General features: G+C 71.1%; 11 protein-coding genes and 1 pseudogene. 7 read left to right on the top strand and 5 right to left on the bottom strand.

Translation table 11 applies throughout. The annotated features are described in order from the left end of the window. The first annotated feature begins 303 nt into the window (after window positions 1-303). From sucC to ABGA98_RS03300, 3 genes are all read left to right on the top strand, one after another. Complete coding sequence (sucC, locus tag ABGA98_RS03310) at window positions 304-1485, top strand: ADP-forming succinate--CoA ligase subunit beta (RefSeq protein WP_347617695.1); 1182 nt, start codon at window positions 304-306, stop codon at window positions 1483-1485. A 3-nt stretch (window positions 1486-1488) separates the two neighbouring features. Next, entirely contained in the window at window positions 1489-2364 is an 876-nt protein-coding gene (gene sucD / locus ABGA98_RS03305) for a succinate--CoA ligase subunit alpha (protein WP_347616666.1), read from the top strand. Window positions 2365-2650: 286 nt separating this feature from the next. Then, the gene (locus tag ABGA98_RS03300; protein ID WP_347616665.1) at window positions 2651-4291 is read left to right on the top strand and encodes a DUF6350 family protein; all 1641 of its coding nucleotides are present in this window, start codon (window positions 2651-2653) and stop codon (window positions 4289-4291) included. A 198-nt stretch (window positions 4292-4489) separates the two neighbouring features. Here the strand turns inward: ABGA98_RS03300 and ABGA98_RS03295 are convergent, their stop codons facing one another. Then, window positions 4490-4909: a hypothetical protein gene (locus tag ABGA98_RS03295; RefSeq protein ID WP_347616664.1), complete on the bottom strand. Its 420-nt coding sequence runs from the start codon at window positions 4907-4909 to the stop codon at window positions 4490-4492. A 76-nt stretch (window positions 4910-4985) separates the two neighbouring features. Between ABGA98_RS03295 and purN the strand changes: the two genes are divergently transcribed. The 3 genes from purN (at window position 4986) to ABGA98_RS03280 (ending at window position 7468) form a co-directional block, all read left to right on the top strand. Continuing rightward, window positions 4986-5615 (top strand): phosphoribosylglycinamide formyltransferase, encoded by a 630-nt coding sequence (gene purN, locus ABGA98_RS03290; protein ID WP_347616663.1) that lies wholly within the window; start codon window positions 4986-4988, stop codon window positions 5613-5615. Next, the gene (gene purH / locus ABGA98_RS03285; protein WP_347616662.1) at window positions 5612-7153 is read left to right on the top strand and encodes a bifunctional phosphoribosylaminoimidazolecarboxamide formyltransferase/IMP cyclohydrolase; all 1542 of its coding nucleotides are present in this window, start codon (window positions 5612-5614) and stop codon (window positions 7151-7153) included. The genes purN and purH overlap by 4 nt, the downstream gene beginning before the upstream one ends. A gap of 150 nt (window positions 7154-7303) precedes the next feature. Next, window positions 7304-7468 carry a hypothetical protein gene (locus ABGA98_RS03280; protein WP_347616661.1) on the top strand — a complete coding sequence of 55 codons (165 nt, stop codon included), beginning with the start codon at window positions 7304-7306 and terminating at the stop codon, window positions 7466-7468. Between the two features lie 87 nt (window positions 7469-7555). On the opposite strand, the gene ABGA98_RS03275 is transcribed toward ABGA98_RS03280, so the two are convergent. From ABGA98_RS03275 to ABGA98_RS03265, 3 genes are all read right to left on the bottom strand, one after another. Continuing rightward, window positions 7556-8458, bottom strand: a complete 903-nt coding sequence (locus ABGA98_RS03275) for an ROK family protein (protein ID WP_347616660.1) — start codon at window positions 8456-8458, stop codon at window positions 7556-7558. Then, window positions 8458-9522, bottom strand: coding sequence for a hypothetical protein (locus tag ABGA98_RS03270; RefSeq protein WP_347616659.1), 1065 nt, complete (start codon window positions 9520-9522; stop codon window positions 8458-8460). Before ABGA98_RS03270 ends, ABGA98_RS03275 begins: the two co-directional genes overlap by 1 nt. A 65-nt stretch (window positions 9523-9587) precedes the next feature. Beyond that, window positions 9588-13817: an NEW3 domain-containing protein gene (locus ABGA98_RS03265; RefSeq protein ID WP_347616658.1), complete on the bottom strand. Its 4230-nt coding sequence runs from the start codon at window positions 13815-13817 to the stop codon at window positions 9588-9590. A gap of 231 nt (window positions 13818-14048) precedes the next feature. On the opposite strand from ABGA98_RS03265, the gene ABGA98_RS03260 reads away from it, so the two are divergent. Next, the gene (locus tag ABGA98_RS03260) at window positions 14049-14915 is read left to right on the top strand and encodes a bifunctional methylenetetrahydrofolate dehydrogenase/methenyltetrahydrofolate cyclohydrolase (RefSeq protein ID WP_347616657.1); all 867 of its coding nucleotides are present in this window, start codon (window positions 14049-14051) and stop codon (window positions 14913-14915) included. Between the two features lie 13 nt (window positions 14916-14928). Here ABGA98_RS03260 and ABGA98_RS03255 read toward each other — a convergent pair. Beyond that, window positions 14929-15108: pseudogene (locus tag ABGA98_RS03255) on the bottom strand (aldehyde dehydrogenase family protein); the annotation flags it as partial. Window positions 15109-15117 lie beyond the last annotated feature (9 nt).

Raw genomic sequence — 15117 nt, 5'->3', positions numbered from 1 at the left:
CCGATGACCTGGTCAGGTCAAGCTTCGGGCTAGGCTTCACTGGCGGAAACGCCCGGCACGCACCCTGAGCGTAGGAGCTCGCCGTGAGAGAGCGAGGCACGATGCCACCGAACGGCGAAGCGGACGCGACCGTAAGTGCAGGTGCCCGGGCCGCCGAACATCAGGCGGACAAGCGTCGAACATTCAGTCGGATAAGCAAGGAGCGAACCCGACGCAGCGAGCGGAGTGGAGGGCCGGCGCAGAAGGCGCTCCACGGAGCGAGTGAGGAGGGTGAGCGACAAATGGGAAGAGGACGGACCCCTCGTGGACCTGTTCGAACATCAGGCGAAGGAACTCTTCGCTGACTACGGCATCCCGGTGCCACGCGGCATCGTCGCCCACACCGTGGAGGAGGTGCGGTCGGCGGCCGAGGAGCTGACAGGCCGCGTTGTTGTCAAGGCACAGGTCAAGACCGGTGGCCGTGGCAAGGCCGGCGGTGTGAAGGTGGCGGCCGACGCCGCCGACGCCGTCGAGAAGGCCACCGCCATCCTCGGCATGGACATCAAAGGCCACACGGTCCACAAAGTGCTCGTGGAGGAGGCCAGCGCAATTCTGGAGGAGTATTACTTCTCCTTCCTGCTCGACCGCGCCAACCGTACATTCCTCGCGATCTGCTCCGCCGCCGGCGGCATGGACATCGAAGAGGTCGCCCACACCGCGCCGGAGAAGGTCGCCAAGGTGCCGGTCTCGGCGCTGACCGGCATCGACCGCGCCAAGGCCCGCGAGATCGCGGTGGCCGGCGGCCTGCCGGACAAGGCGCTCGACGGCGCCGCCGAGCTCATCGAGAAGCTGTGGTGCTGCTTCGTCGACGAGGACGCCACGCTCGTCGAGGTCAACCCCATGATCCTGTCGGCCGACGGCCAGGTGAAGGCCCTCGACGGCAAGGTCACCCTCGACGACAACGCCACGTTCCGCCAGCCCGACCACGAGGCGCTCGCCGACAAGGCGGCCGAGGACCCGCTCGAGGCCAGGGCCAAGGAGAAGGACCTCAACTACGTCAAGCTCGACGGCGACGTCGGCATCATCGGCAACGGCGCGGGCCTGGTCATGTCCACGCTCGACGTGGTGGCCTACGCGGGTGAGCAGTTCCCCGGCAAGCCGTCCCCCGCGAACTTCCTCGACATCGGCGGCGGCGCCTCGGCCGAGGTCATGGCCGCGGGCCTGGAGATCATCCTCTCCGACCCGAGCGTCAAGTCGATCTTCGTGAACGTCTTCGGCGGCATCACCGCCTGCGACGCCGTCGCCAACGGCATCGTTTCGGCGTTCAAGCTGCTGGAGAGCCGTGGCGAGGCCGTGACCCACCCCCTGGTGGTCCGTCTCGACGGCAACAACGCCCAGCTCGGGCGGCAGATCCTGGCCGACGCCGCACTCCCGCGGGTCGAGCTGGTGGACACGATGGACGACGCGGCCAAGCGGGCCGCCGAGCTCGCTGCGGCAGGTGTGTGACCCATGGCCATCTGGTTGACTGAGAACAGCAAGATCATCGTTCAGGGCATGACGGGCGGCGAGGGCACCAAGCACACCCGCCGCATGCTCGCCTCCGGCGCCCGCGTGGTCGGCGGCGTCAACGCCCGCAAGGCCGGCACCACGCACGAGGGCCTGCCCGTGTTCGGGACGGTCAAGGAGGCGATGGAGCAGACCGGCGCCGACGTGTCGGTCGTGTTCGTGCCCCCGGCGTTCACCAAGGACGCGGTCAAGGAGGCCATCGACGCCGAGATGCCGCTCTGCGTGGTGATCACCGAGGGCGTGCCGGTGCACGACTCGACCGAGTTCTGGGCCTACGCGGTGGCCAAGGGCAACAAGACCCGCATCATCGGCCCCAACTGCCCGGGCATCGCCTCTCCCGGCGCCTCCAACGCCGGCATCATCCCCGCCGACATCACCACCGCCGGCCGCATCGGCCTGGTCTCGAAGTCCGGCACGCTCACCTACCAGCTGATGTACGAGCTTCGTGACTTCGGCTTCTCCACCGCCGTGGGCATCGGCGGCGACCCGGTCATCGGCACCACGCACATCGACGCGCTCCAGGCGTTCCAGGAAGACCCCGCCACCGACGCGATCGTGATGATCGGCGAGATCGGCGGCGACGCCGAGGAGCGGGCCGCCGCCTACATCGAGCAGCACGTCACCAAGCCGGTCGTGGCCTACGTCGCGGGCTTCACCGCTCCAGAGGGCAAGACGATGGGCCACGCGGGCGCCATCGTGTCCGGCTCCGCCGGCACCGCCCAGGCGAAGAAGGAGGCCCTGGAGAAGGTCGGCGTCCGCGTCGGCAAGACTCCCTCCGAGACGGCCCGCCTTATGCGCGAGATCATGCAGGCTCGCTGAGCGTCGCCTCCTGACAGCCCCGCACGGCCTCCCGTGCGGGGCTTCTCGTTTGCCACGGAACACGGCCGACCAGGCGTCGTAGCGGCGGCGCGCCACTGACCGGCTCAGAAGCGTCTCCCTGGACCGACGCCGGCCCCGGTCGGCGGTTGGGGCGACCACGGCAGCGCCGTAAAGGATGGAAAGGGAAGAGCCGCGCGCGACCGGGACGGGATCGGCGGCCACAAAGTAAGGGCGGGCGGCGCGTCAACCAAGCGCTGGTCGGGAAAGCTTGAGAAAATCGCCTACTGTGACGGCGATTCTCGACCAGCTACGTGCCGCCCCCCGGTCGGTGCTCGGCCGACTGCCCGGGGTCTCGAGCGACGACGACGAGACCAGGCGGCCGCTGCCCGTGTCGGGGATGCTGGCGGCCGCCGCCACGCTCGGCGTCGGGCTGGCGGCGCTCACCACGCTCACGCTGGTCGGCTGGATCGCGGCGCCGCGCGGCACGCTCGAAGCCGGGCTGCCGGGCGTGTTCCGTACGGCGGCGCAGCTCTGGCTGGCCGCCCACCACGCCGGGTTCGCGATCCCCGGTGGGCGGGTCGGCCTGCTGCCGCTGGGGCTGATGCTGCTGCCCGCCGTGCTGCTCTACCGCGCGGCGCGATGGATGGCCCGCGACGCCGACCTGCGGCTGCGCCTGCCCGCCCGGCTGCCTAAGAACAGCCCCAGGGCGCAGGCGAGCGCCAGGCGGCGGGCCCAGCTGGGGCTCGTGGTGCAGGCGGGGGTGTCGCTGGCGGCCCCGTACGCGCTGCTCGCCGGACTGATCGCGGTCGTCGCGCGCAACGAGATCACCCAGCCGTTCCTCGGCGAGACGCTGTTCAGCCACTTCGTGCTGGCGTTCCTCGCGGGCTCGCTGGCCACGGCGCGGATGATCGGGCCCTGGCGGGTCATGTTGCGGCTGCTCCCCGAGCGGGTGCGCGCGCTCACCGTAGGCACGGCCGTCGCCACGGCGGTGCTGCTCGTGGCCGGGCTCGCGCTCGTGCTGGTCGCCATCGTGCTCAACTTCGGGCAGATCCAGGAGCTGTCCAGCGTGCTCTCGCCCGGGTTCGTGGGCGGGGTGCTGTTGTTGCTGCTGCAACTCCTCTACGCGCTCAACGCCGTCATCTGGGCCTTGTCCTACATCGCTGGGCCGGGGTTCGCGATCGGTGCCGACACCCTGGTCGCGCCCACCGGGGTGCAGCTCGGCACGGTTCCGAGCCTGCCGCTGCTGGGGGCGCTGCCGGAGAGCGGCACCTTGTCGGCGTGGATGATGGCGGTGATCGCGCTGCCGTTCGCGGCCGGAGCGGTGGCGGGCGTGATGGTGGCCAGGATCTCGCCGTCGCCGTCCTACGAGGCGGCGCCGCTGTGGGGGTTCCTCAGCGGGGTCTCGACAGGCGCCGTGGCGGGGGTGCTCGCGGCATTGTCCGGCGGGCCCATCGGCGGTGGCAGGCTCGCCACGGTCGGGCCGTCCCCCTGGGAGGTGGCGCTGTCGGTGGCGCTTGAGGTCGGCGTGGCCGCGGGCATCTCCGCCGGCGTGACCAACCTGCTGCTGCTCAACAAACGCGCCCGTACGCCGCTCGACAAGGCGGCCGCCCCCGTACGCAAGGCCGGGGCCGCGCTGGCCAAGGCGGCGAGCAAGGTGGGGCTGGCCGAGTCCGACCCGCGGCCGCTGCCCGGCCACTGGATGGACGCGACGGAAGCCGACACCCAGGAGATCCCCGTCATCAGGGACGACTGGCAGGACGAGCACGCGTCGGCGGCGGCCGAGACGCTGGCCCAGTCCCGCTCGCGCGTGCCGGAGCCGGGTCCGGGGCCGGACACCCGCCCGCCGCGTAAGGACATCGTCGACGAGTCGGACGACCGCGGCGGCCACGTCATCTACGTCGACCCCTACGCCTGGGACCGCGACTGATCGCCGGACCTCCGCGCCAACCAGGTGCTCCAGGACCGACGGGCCCCGCACGACTCCGCCGCGGGATCGCACGGCACGGTACGCGTTGTCCGGCTCGGTGCTGGGCCTGCCCCGCGAGTGCGAGGGGCTGTGTCCCGGCGCGTGCAGGGGGTCTCGCGGTCCCGGCTGGTCACGCGGGGTACGGCACGTTGTGGCGGGTTATGGCTGCATGGCGCCGAGCAGTTCGAGCACGTCGGCCGGGAGCTTGCGCTCGGCCGCGTCCCTGAACTGCGTGAAACACTCGCCCTGGGACGACACCGTCCCCGCCCCCTTCATGCACTCCTGGTAGGCGGAGTATTCGTCCATCAGGTAGAGCTGCATCCCCGTGGCCATCGTGGACAGCGCCAGGGCGATCGCAGAGACGGTGATGCCGCCCATGGCGACGCCCGTGGGCTTGCCTTCGCCTTTGAGCAGCGGTAGCGCCTTGATGCCGGCCATGAGCGCGAACAACGCCATGACCAGGCCCGCGAGCGGCAACATGAACGTCATGGCCAGCGCTGCGATGGACAACCAGATCGCTCGGCGGCCCGCCGATTCAGCGGGCTGCTGGCCTGCCGGTGCCTTCACCGGTGTCGACACCTGACCTCCTCTGCGTCGCCGGGCGAGGAACGGATACGCTGACAGCCCCACCCTGTTACCTCTTGGGAGAGTGTGCGTGTCTAAGGTCGGGCGGCTCGTCGTCCTCGTCTCCGGCTCTGGAACCAACCTACAGGCCTTGCTGGACGCTTCTGCCGACCCGTCTTACGGTGCTCGCGTGGTCGCGGTCGGCGCCGACAGGGAGGGGATAGAGGGGCTGGTCAGGGCCTCGAAGGCAGGCGTCCCGACTTTCGTGGAAAAAGTGGGCGATTACGCGACGCGGGCGGAATGGGATGTGGCCATCGCGGCCAGAATCTCCGCGTACGAGCCTGACCTGGTCGTGTCGGCGGGTTTCATGAGAATTCTCGGCAAGCCCACACTCCAGGCCTTCCCCCTGCTCAACACCCACCCCGCGCTCCTGCCGTCGTTCCCCGGCGCCCACGGCGTGCGCGACGCGCTGGCCCACGGCGTCAAAGTGACCGGCTGCACGGTGATGCTGGCCGACGAGGGTGTCGACACCGGGCCGATCGTCGCCCAGGAAGCGGTGCCCGTGCTCCCGGACGACGACGAAGCCGTCCTGCACGAGCGCATCAAGACCGTCGAGCGCCGTCTGCTCGTCGAGATCGTCGGCCGGATGGCTCGCGAGGGCTGGACGGTCAGCGGACGCAGCGTCCGCATCGGCAACCACACAGGAGGGGAATCCACGTGACTCGCATCGCCATCCGGCGCGCGTTGATCGCTGTATACGACAAGTCCGGTCTCGAAGAGCTGGCCAGAGCCCTCGACGGCGCAGGCGTGGAGATCGTCTCGACCGGCGGCACGGCGGCCGCGATCTCGTCCTTCGGGATCCCGGTGACGAAGGTGGAGCAGCTGACCGGGTTCCCCGAGTGCCTCGACGGACGGGTCAAGACCCTGCACCCGCGCGTGCACGCCGGGCTGCTGGCCGACATCACCAAGCCCCACCACGTGACCCAGCTGGCGGAGCTGGAGATCGACCCGTTCCAGCTCGTGGTCGTCAACCTCTATCCGTTCCAGGAGACGGTGGCCTCGGGGGCGTCCGATGAGGAGTGCGTCGAGCAGATCGACATCGGCGGGCCCGCCATGATCCGTGGCGCCGCGAAGAACCACAACACCTGCGCGGTCGTGGTCGACCCCGGCTTCTACGGCGACGTGCTCGCCGCCGTGGCCGAGGGCGGGTTCACGCTGGCCGAGCGCCGGCGCCTGGCCGGCATCGCCTACGCCCACACGGCCTCGTACGACGTGGCCGTGGCCAACTGGTTCGCCGGCACGTACGGCGAGGAGGGCGACTTCCCGTCGTTCACCGGCGGCGCCTACCAGCGCAAGGCCACCCTGCGCTACGGCGAGAACCCGCACCAGGGCGCCGCCCTCTACACGGGCGGCACGGGCGGTCTCGCCAACGCCGAGCAGTTGCACGGCAAGGAGATGTCCTACAACAACTACCTCGACTCCGACGCCGCCTGGCGCGCGGCGTGGGACTTCTCCGAGCCCTGCGTCGCCATCATCAAGCACCAGAACCCCTGCGGCATCGCGGTCGGCTCCGACGTGGCCGAGGCGCACCGCAAGGCCCACGCGTGCGACCCCGTGTCCGCCTACGGCGGCGTGATCGCCGTCAACCGCGAGGTCACGGCCGAGCTGGCCAGGCAGATCGCCGACGTCTTCACCGAGGTCGTCATCGCCCCCTCCTACGCCGCCGAGGCGCTGGAGACGTTGCGTGCCAAGAAGAGCCTGCGCCTCCTGGTGTGCCCGCAGGGCCCGTCACGGAGGACGGAGCTGCGCGAGATCGACGGCGGCCTGCTGGTGCAGTCGGTCGACAAGGTGGACGCGTCCGGCGACTCCGCCGCCCAGTGGGAGCTCAAGACCGGCACGCCCGCGACGCCCGAGCAGCTGGCCGACCTGGAGTTCGCCTGGCGGGCCTGCCGCTCGGTCAAGTCGAACGCCATCCTGCTCGCCGCCGACGGCGCGACCGTGGGCGTCGGCATGGGCCAGGTCAACCGGGTCGACTCCTGCCGCCTGGCGGCCACCAGGGCGGGCGAGCGCGCCGCCGGCGCGGTCGCGGCCTCCGACGCGTTCTTCCCGTTCCCCGACGGTCCGCAGGTGCTGATCGAGGCGGGTGTGCGGGCGATCGTCGAACCCGGCGGCTCCATCCGTGACCAGGAGGTCATCGACGCGGCCGAGAAGGCGGGCATCACCCTCTACTTCACCGGCACGCGCCACTTCTTCCACTGATCACCTTACGTCCACTGATTATCCGCAAAAGGGCGACATGGCCGATCGTGTCGCCCTTTGGGCTGTTTTGCGGCGAGCATCCCTCGTCTCCGGTTAACCTGATGCCTTCCCCCGTTTGCTCGTTTCCCGGAGTCTTCCTTGCTTGACGCGATGCTGCAGGCCCTCGTCACTGTCAACGGCCTCGCTACCAGCCCCTTCGTCCTCCTGATGCTCGCCTTCATCGGTGCCTATCTGGGCAGCCGCGTCATGGAGATCATCCCCTTCACCCGCCGCATCATCGAACGCCGCGAGGCCCGGCTCACCGAACCCGAGTAACCCCGGCGACCCGCGGCAGGTCTCCCCGCGCCACACGGGCCACTGTCCGCGCGCCGCACGGGACGCCGGCCGCGTGGTCGGTAAGGGCTATGCCGGTGGAGAATGATCCAGCGCGAGCTTCGCCGCACCGGCCAGAGAGGCCCGGACGCCCAGAACGGAAGGCACGACGCGGACAGCCCGGACGAAGGCGAGGCCCGCGACGTCGTCGAGCGCCCGCGCCAAGGGTTCGAACAGCACCTTGCCGGCCATCGACACGCCGCCACCGACCACCACCTTCGTGGTCTCGGTTGCGGCCGTCACCGAGGCGATCATCCCCGCCAGCGCCCTGGCCCCCCGCTCGAACGCGGCCAGCGCGACCGAGTCGCCCGCCGCCGCGTCCTCGGCCAGAGTCCGGGCGTCGGCGGGCTCGCCTTTCCAACCGTGACCGACGGCCCAGCGAACCAGGTTGGGGCCACTGGAGTAGCGCTCCACACACCCTCGGCCGCCGCACTCGCACCGCTCACCGTTCGGGTCCACGGACATGTGCCCCACATGGCCGGAGTTTCCTGTCGGGCCGAGCAGCGGCGAGCCGTTGATCACCAGGCCGCCGCCGATGCCCGTGGAGACCACGATGCCGAGCAGCGCGTCGCTGCCCTGGCCCGCGCCCAGCCAGTGCTCCCCGAGCGCGAAGCACTGCGCGTCGCCCGCCAGCACGGTGGGCAAGCCGGTCACCTTCCGTACTTCGTCGCGCAGCGGGAACCCCCGCCAACTCGGCATGTTGACCGGGCTCACGGTTCCGGCGGCGAGGTCGATGGGACCCGCGCAACCGATGCCGGCGGCCACGGGCGGCGGACCGCCCGTCTTCACCTCCGAGATGAGAGCAGCAAGCGCGTTCATGACGTCCGCACGCGGTGTGGGCCGGGTCGCGGAACGCAGGATCGAACCCGACTCGTCCACCAGTGCGGCGGCGAGCTTGGTCCCTCCGATGTCGATGGCGAGTACGCAGGTCATCAATGTTTGTGGTGGTTGTCGGGCTGGCGTGGATCGCCAGGATGCTCAAAGCCGGGAACGAGCTTCACTTTCTTGGCACGTAGGTCGTCGAGCCATCGCGCGAACGCCTGCCGCTGCGCCGCCTCCAAGAGGTATGGGTCTTGGCGCGATGCACGGGACATCCGATGCGATTGTTGCTCCTCCAGGGCGGATCCTCCCATAAAGCCCGCCACAGCCGTCCTCGGGGTCATGGTTGCGGCAGTTTCCTGAGGCGACGGTGAGATCGCAGCGGTGGCCGGGTCGGGGATCGGGTCAGTCACGCTCGGGTCGGTCCGGGGCATGCCTGCGGTCGGTCGTGGGGTCGCGGTTGCGGAGGGTCCGGGGGGCGATGGCGAGCTCGTATGTGAGGCCGGGCCTGGGGCCGTGCCGAAGGTCACGTCCGTAGCTGGGACCGTGGTGGGTTCAGGGGCTGAACGCGGGGCCGGGTGGTCGGGCGGGCTCGGGGTCGTGACGGGGGTCGCGATGGCGACGTGCCAGCCGAGGCCGTCTTCGACCGGGCCGACGAGCGTGGCGTACGGGTGGGCCCGGAGGGCTTCGGCGATGGCGATCGGCAGCGAGTCGAGCGCGATCGCCCCGAGAGGTTCGAGATCAGCGGGGGAGGCTTCGCTCGCCCGCTCGCGATCGGTGAACAGACGATGTCGTACGAGGTGCCGTGAGGGGGAAGCGGAGGCGGGAGACGGCCTGCGCCGCCATTGCGACGGGGTGATGACATCGGCTGTGACGTGGTCGAACATGGTGCGCACCCACGGGCTGCCGTTGTAGGCGGCGGCGTTGATCGAGCCCAGTTCGACGGCGGCCAAGCGATCCAGTGGCGGTCTCACCTTCGGGCGCAGGCCGAGACCGGTGGCCGTGCTCTCGCACAGTGCCTCGGTGAGGATGACCTGGGTGAGCCACCTGGCGAGCTGGCGGTCCTCGGAGGTGCCCGGCACCGGAAGCGCCGCGCTGAGCGGGCCCTCTCGCAGGGCGGTGAGGCGCTCGTCGAGGAGCTTGCGGGAGATCGGGCGGCCGTCCACCCAGCCGATCACCTCACGCTGATCGGAGTGTGCCTCGTGTCGTGTCTCCGCTGCCGTGGGACTCTGGAGGTGGTGGGTCACCGGGTCACCTCCAGGCGGATGGCTGGGGCGTACTGGCAGCGGCCGAACCACATGACCTTGGCCAGGGCCCAGGCGTGGCCGTCGGTCGCGTCCGTCGGGACCTCCACCGGGAACGACACCTCCGCCGTCTCGCCCGCGGCCACCGTGAAGCCCTGGATGACCTCCGGGAGCATGGCCCACGTGCCCCAAGGGGACGCCAGCTGGGCCTCGCCGCGGATCTCGTCCGAGGTCGTGTTGGCGAGGCCGAGCGTGAGCGAGGCGCGGTCGCCGGGCCGGAGCGTCAGCGACCCGGTGGCGGGGGTGATCGACAGGCCCGTCGGGCGGGCATCGGCGGACTTGGTGCCCCGGTTGGCTCGGCGAGGTTCGGTGGGGGTGCCGGCTACGGGCAGCTCGGGGGCCTCGCCGAAGGCGACCGTGGTGACGTCTTCGATGAGCTGGCCGCCCGCGGCGGTGCGGGCCGAGACGAAGCAGAGGCCGGATCCTGGGAGGGGCGAGGGCGTCACGGTCACCGGGAACCGCAGGTGGCCGCCAGGTGGGAGGCGGAAGGGGCGCTGGGCCGGGGTGGCGGTCCACCCTTCGGGCACGCGGACCTCTGCCACGCCCTCATGGGGCTCGTCGGTCAGGTGGGAGGAGACGACGACCTCCACCTCGAAGGGCTCCTGCGGTGAGGTGACGAGGCCGGGGTCGATGGCGATGGAGATCGGCAGGTAGCCCAGCGGTGCGGGGCCCTTGTTGTGCAGCCAGTAGCGGCTGTAGACGGGCTGCGCCGGCTCCGTGTCCGGGCCGAACTCGGGGGCGTCGGTGGCGGGCGGGGCTGTGGGGGCGACGTAGGTGGCGATCTCGGCGCCGGTCAGGGTGAGGTCGGTGGCCGACGCTCCTGGACGTTCGAGCAGATCGGCGTGGGCGAGCCGGTCGAGGGGGAGCACAGGAGAGGCGAGCCCGGCCTGGGAGCCCAGCCCGGTCGACTCGACCAGGCGGATGGTGACACCGTCGTCGGGCCGGTCGGCGCGGCCGTGGGCGTGCGGGTTGCCGGTGGCCTTGAGGGTGCTCAGCAGCACGTCGCGAGCCGGCGTGAGGGTCAGCAGGGAGTGGACCTCGGGGAGGGCGCCCTGCTGTGCGGCGTCGACGGTGCGGGGGAGCAGCGGGGTGATGTGCTCCTGCGCCGCCGCCGGCAACCGCAGGGCCCGCCAGTCGCCCTCACCGGCCACCAGGGAGTAGGAGAACTCGTGGGTCCAGTGCTGGAGCTGGAAACCCGAGCCGTCGGGCGTGGTGCGGTGGGGCGGGTCGAGCCAGATGCCCGACGGCCAGCCCGTGCACGAGCGCATCAGGGACAGGTGCAGCGCACCCGAGGGGTCGACAGCGAAGCCGGGCAGGCCATAGGTCAGCAGGGCGACCGTACGGTCGTCGAGGTGCTCGACGCCCAGCGGGCAGACCGCCTCGATCGTGGCGTCGGCGAGGTCGGCCACCAGGTCGGCGACAGGGCCGGTGACGATCAGGGCGGGCAGGGCGCGTACGTCGCGCAGGTCGGCGCTGGGCTGCCAGACCTCCGTCAGCGGGCGCTCGGCGGGCACCCACACCCGGGACGCGCCCGACTTGAGCGCGTCGAGGTAGGCCGGGTCGGCGCGGGAGAGCAGCTCGGCGGCCAGCGGGTTGTCGTCGGGGCCGCCGATGACGATGCGAACGTCGGGCAGGTTGGAGTCGACGTCGAGCCAGCCGTAACGGGTGCCGGGCGCGGAGGACGTGGTGGCGGTGACACCGACGCGGGCCAGGGCGACCACCAGGTCACGGGCCTTGGGGGCGTCGTCGAGGGCGGGCACCACGACCTCGGCCACGCCCAACGCCCGCGCACCCGCTTCGCCGAGGTCGACCTTCGCCGTGGTGGACAGGCCGAACCAGGTGTTGGCCGGGTTGTCGAGTGTCCACGGGTGCTCGGCGGTGTCGACGTCGGGCAGTGCGAACCCGCGCCCCACCACGGCGCCGGCCACGTCGGACACCGGCAGCGCCCCGTCGACACGGGCGGGGAAACGCACCCGGAGCAGGCGGTCCGCGCCGGTGTGGTCGAGGACGCGGGTGGTGAAGTCGATGCGGTCGGAGCCGTCCGTCAGGGTGACGGTCTGCTCGTAGGAGATCTCGCCGACCTGGCCCGTGACCGTCAGGCGGTGGCCGATCGGGCTCGTCCGCGCGGACGCCGACAGCGCCCGCGTCTCGGCCGAGCCTTCGGCCTGGCCGGTGGGGATGAGATGCCAGGGGCCCTCGCCCATGTCGGGATGTTGCGGGTATTCGTGATAGAGGCGCAGCTCGTTGCCGGGGCCGGTGAGCAACTCCCGGCCTGAGGCGAGATCGAGGATGGAGGTCAGCGCCCCGCCGCGCGCCGGATCGGCCGTGACGCGCCACCGGTCGTTTTCGATGGTGACGGGCGTCGACGCGTCAGCGAGGACGGGGCCGGGACGCGAGGTGTCCGAGACGACCGGCGTCGGCCGGACCTCCGGCTCGGGGGCCTGAGCCTGCCAGGAGCCGGGGACGCCCCGCACCACGCGGTAGGTGCGCCAGCCCAGCGAGGGCACGTCGCGGGCCAGGAAGGTCAGCGTGTCACCCTCCGCGACGGCGGGGACCTCGGCTCCCGAAGGGCCGGCCACGGTGTGCCCGGCGGGGACGCTCACGCGGACCAGGCCGTCGCGGGCGAAGGGCAGGGTGTTGGTCACCACCACGCTGTGGCAGTCGAGCGTGATCTGGCCGGTCAGCGCGTCGAGCGCGCGGTCGCGGGCGGTCGCGGCCAGGTCGTGGGCCTCGCGCCAGCCGGTCAGCAGGTCGATGTAGACCTGGTCGGACTCGGAGCCGGTGATCGCGTCGTGGTGTGCGCCGTAGGCCAGCTGCCGCCACACCTTGTCGAGCGCGGTGTGCGGGTAGCGGCCGAGCCCGAGCAGGGCGGCGAACGTCGACAGGCGCTCGGCGTCGAGTGCCGCCACCTCGGCGGCCCGCTGGGCCTGCTTGGTGTCGATGTAGGAGACGTCTTTGCCGGTGTAGATGGGGTTCATGTCGCGCGTCTGAGGGCTGAACGACGACCTGCCGGCGCGGACGGCGTCGAGGAAGTCGCGGGGTGTGGCGCAGACGAACCTGGGCCACACGTAGCGGGAGGCCCAGGTGCGGTGGAGGTCGGTGACCCACTTGTTGGGCGGGGTGTAGTCGGTGCCGACCGGGAGCAGGATGTTCTTCGTCGCGGCGACGGGCTTGAGCGAGCGGTAGAGGTCGTAGACCGCCTGACATGCCTCGTCGAGGGAGGGCGAGGAGTCCATCGACCAGCCGGCGGAATAGTGGGCGGGCATGTAGTGGGTCAGCACACCCTGCCCTGACGGCGAGATCCACTCGAACTCGCTGGGAAACTGCATCAGCGCCGCGTCGTTCTTGGCCTGCTTGAAGTTTTTGCTGATCGGGCCCCACTGGTGGAACGGCCCGCGTGCCCACGCGCTGCCGGTCAGCCCGGCCGCCGCGAGGTAGCCGGGGAACTGGGGGTCGTGCCCGAACACGTCGAGCTGCCACGCGGTGCGCGGGTCGCCGCCGAGGATGTCGCGCTGGTAGCCGATGCCGTAGACGAGGTTGCGGATGGTGGTCTCGGCGCCGGTCAGGTTGGTGTTGGGCTCGTTGTAGGTGCCGCCGATCAGCTCGACGCGGCCCTCGGCCATGAGGGCCCGCAGGTCGGCCCGCCGCTCGGGGTGGGTGTCGAAGAACGGCTTGAGGTAGTCGACCTCGGCCAGCACGAAGCGGTAGTCGGGGTCGCGCAGCGCCAGCTCGATGTGCGCCTCGACCAGCGCGAACGCGTTTCGCTCATAGAGCGGCCTGGTCGTGTTGTCGGCGGAGAGCAGCTCCCACGGGCTGGTGTAGGCGGCCTGCGTGTTCCACCACACCGGGTCGTAGTGGAAGTGGGAGACCATGTGCACGGTCCAGCCAGGCTCCTCGGCCGTGACGGTGACCTCGAGGGACTCCTCGCCCAGGGTGAGCAGGCAGGGCACGGCGGTGCCAGGAGGCGCGGACACGGCCATGGGGAGCTCCAGCACGCCGGCCGTGGCGGGAACGCGCACGGGCCCGGCCAGGCGGACGCCCTCGCCGCGCAGGTCGAGCGACGTCTCCTGGTCTCCTGCGGCGACGGTGACGCGCAGCACTTGATGCGGCTCGTCACGCGAGCCCACGAACAGATCGGTCGACTCGGCGGACAACAGGCGGGTGGGCAAGGGGGACCTCCTGAGCTTGTTGCTGGCGCCCGCAACACTAAGCCTTCGAAAGTTCGATGACAACGATGTCAAGAGGCGCCTGTGGATAACCGGATCCAGCTGCCTGGGATCTGTGGATAACCGGCGGCCCTACGCCGACCTCCGCCGCGTACGTGATCACTGGTCTCCCTCGACGCGAACGCCCCGCGCACCCCGTACGAGGGCCGCGACGAGGCATGGAAGGATTGCCGCATGAGCGCAGTGAAACTCGATGGCAAGGCCACCGCCGCCAAGATCAAGGCCGACCTCGCGACCAGGGTGGCCGCGCTGAGAGAACGCGGCATCACGCCCGGCCTCGGCACCGTGCTCGTGGGCGACGACCCCGGCAGCCAGATCTACGTCGCAGGCAAGCACCGCGACTGCGCCGAGGTGGGCATCGCCTCCATCCGCGTCGATCTGCCCGAGACCGCCACGCAGGCCGAGGTCGAGGCGGCCATCGACGAGCTCAACGCCTCCCCCGAGTGCACCGGCTACATCGTCCAGCTGCCCCTGCCCAAGCATCTCGACACGATGGCCCTGCTGGAGCGGATGGACCCGGCGAAGGACGCCGACGGCCTCCACCCGATCAACCTCGGCCGCCTCGTCCACATGGTCGACGCGCCCCTCCCGTGCACCCCGCACGGCATCGTGCTGCTCCTGCAGGAATACGGCGTGCCGATCAAGGGAGCCGAGGTGGCCGTGGTCGGCCGCGGCATCACGGTGGGCCGCTCGCTGGGGCTGCTGCTGACCCGCCGCAGCGAAAACGCCACCGTCACCCTCTGCCACACCGGCACTCAAGACCTGGCCGGCCACGTGCGCAGGGCCGACATCGTGGTGGCGGCGGCCGGCGTTCCCGAGCTCATCACCCGTGACATGGTCAAGCCCGGCGCGGCCGTGCTCGACGTGGGCGTCTCCCGGGTCAACGGGAAGATCGCCGGGGACGTGGCGCTCGACGTCGAGGAGGTCGCGGGCTTCCTCACCCCCAACCCGGGCGGAGTCGGCCCCATGACCCGCGCCCTGCTGCTGTCCAACGTGGTGGAGGCGGCTGAGCGGCTCCAGCCCGGCGCCTCCGGCGGCTGACGCGGGCCGGCTGGTCCGGCTTCAGTACGACGGCGTTCCCCAGCGCGAGTGCCGGGGCGACGGACCTGATGCCGAGGATCAGCGGGAAGTTGGACGGCGCGATCACGCCCACGACCCCGGCGGGCACCCGGCGCGCGAAGCTGAGGCGTTTGCGCGCGGTCGGCAGCGCCTCGCCGAGCGGCTGGGAGGCCAGCGTCACCGC

Origin of the sequence: Nonomuraea sp. B1E8 (assembly GCF_039871515.1) — a bacterium.
Lineage (GTDB): Bacteria > Actinomycetota > Actinomycetes > Streptosporangiales > Streptosporangiaceae > Nonomuraea.
Note: the sequence above shows the minus strand (reverse complement) of the source record. Positions and strands in the feature narration are given on the sequence as shown.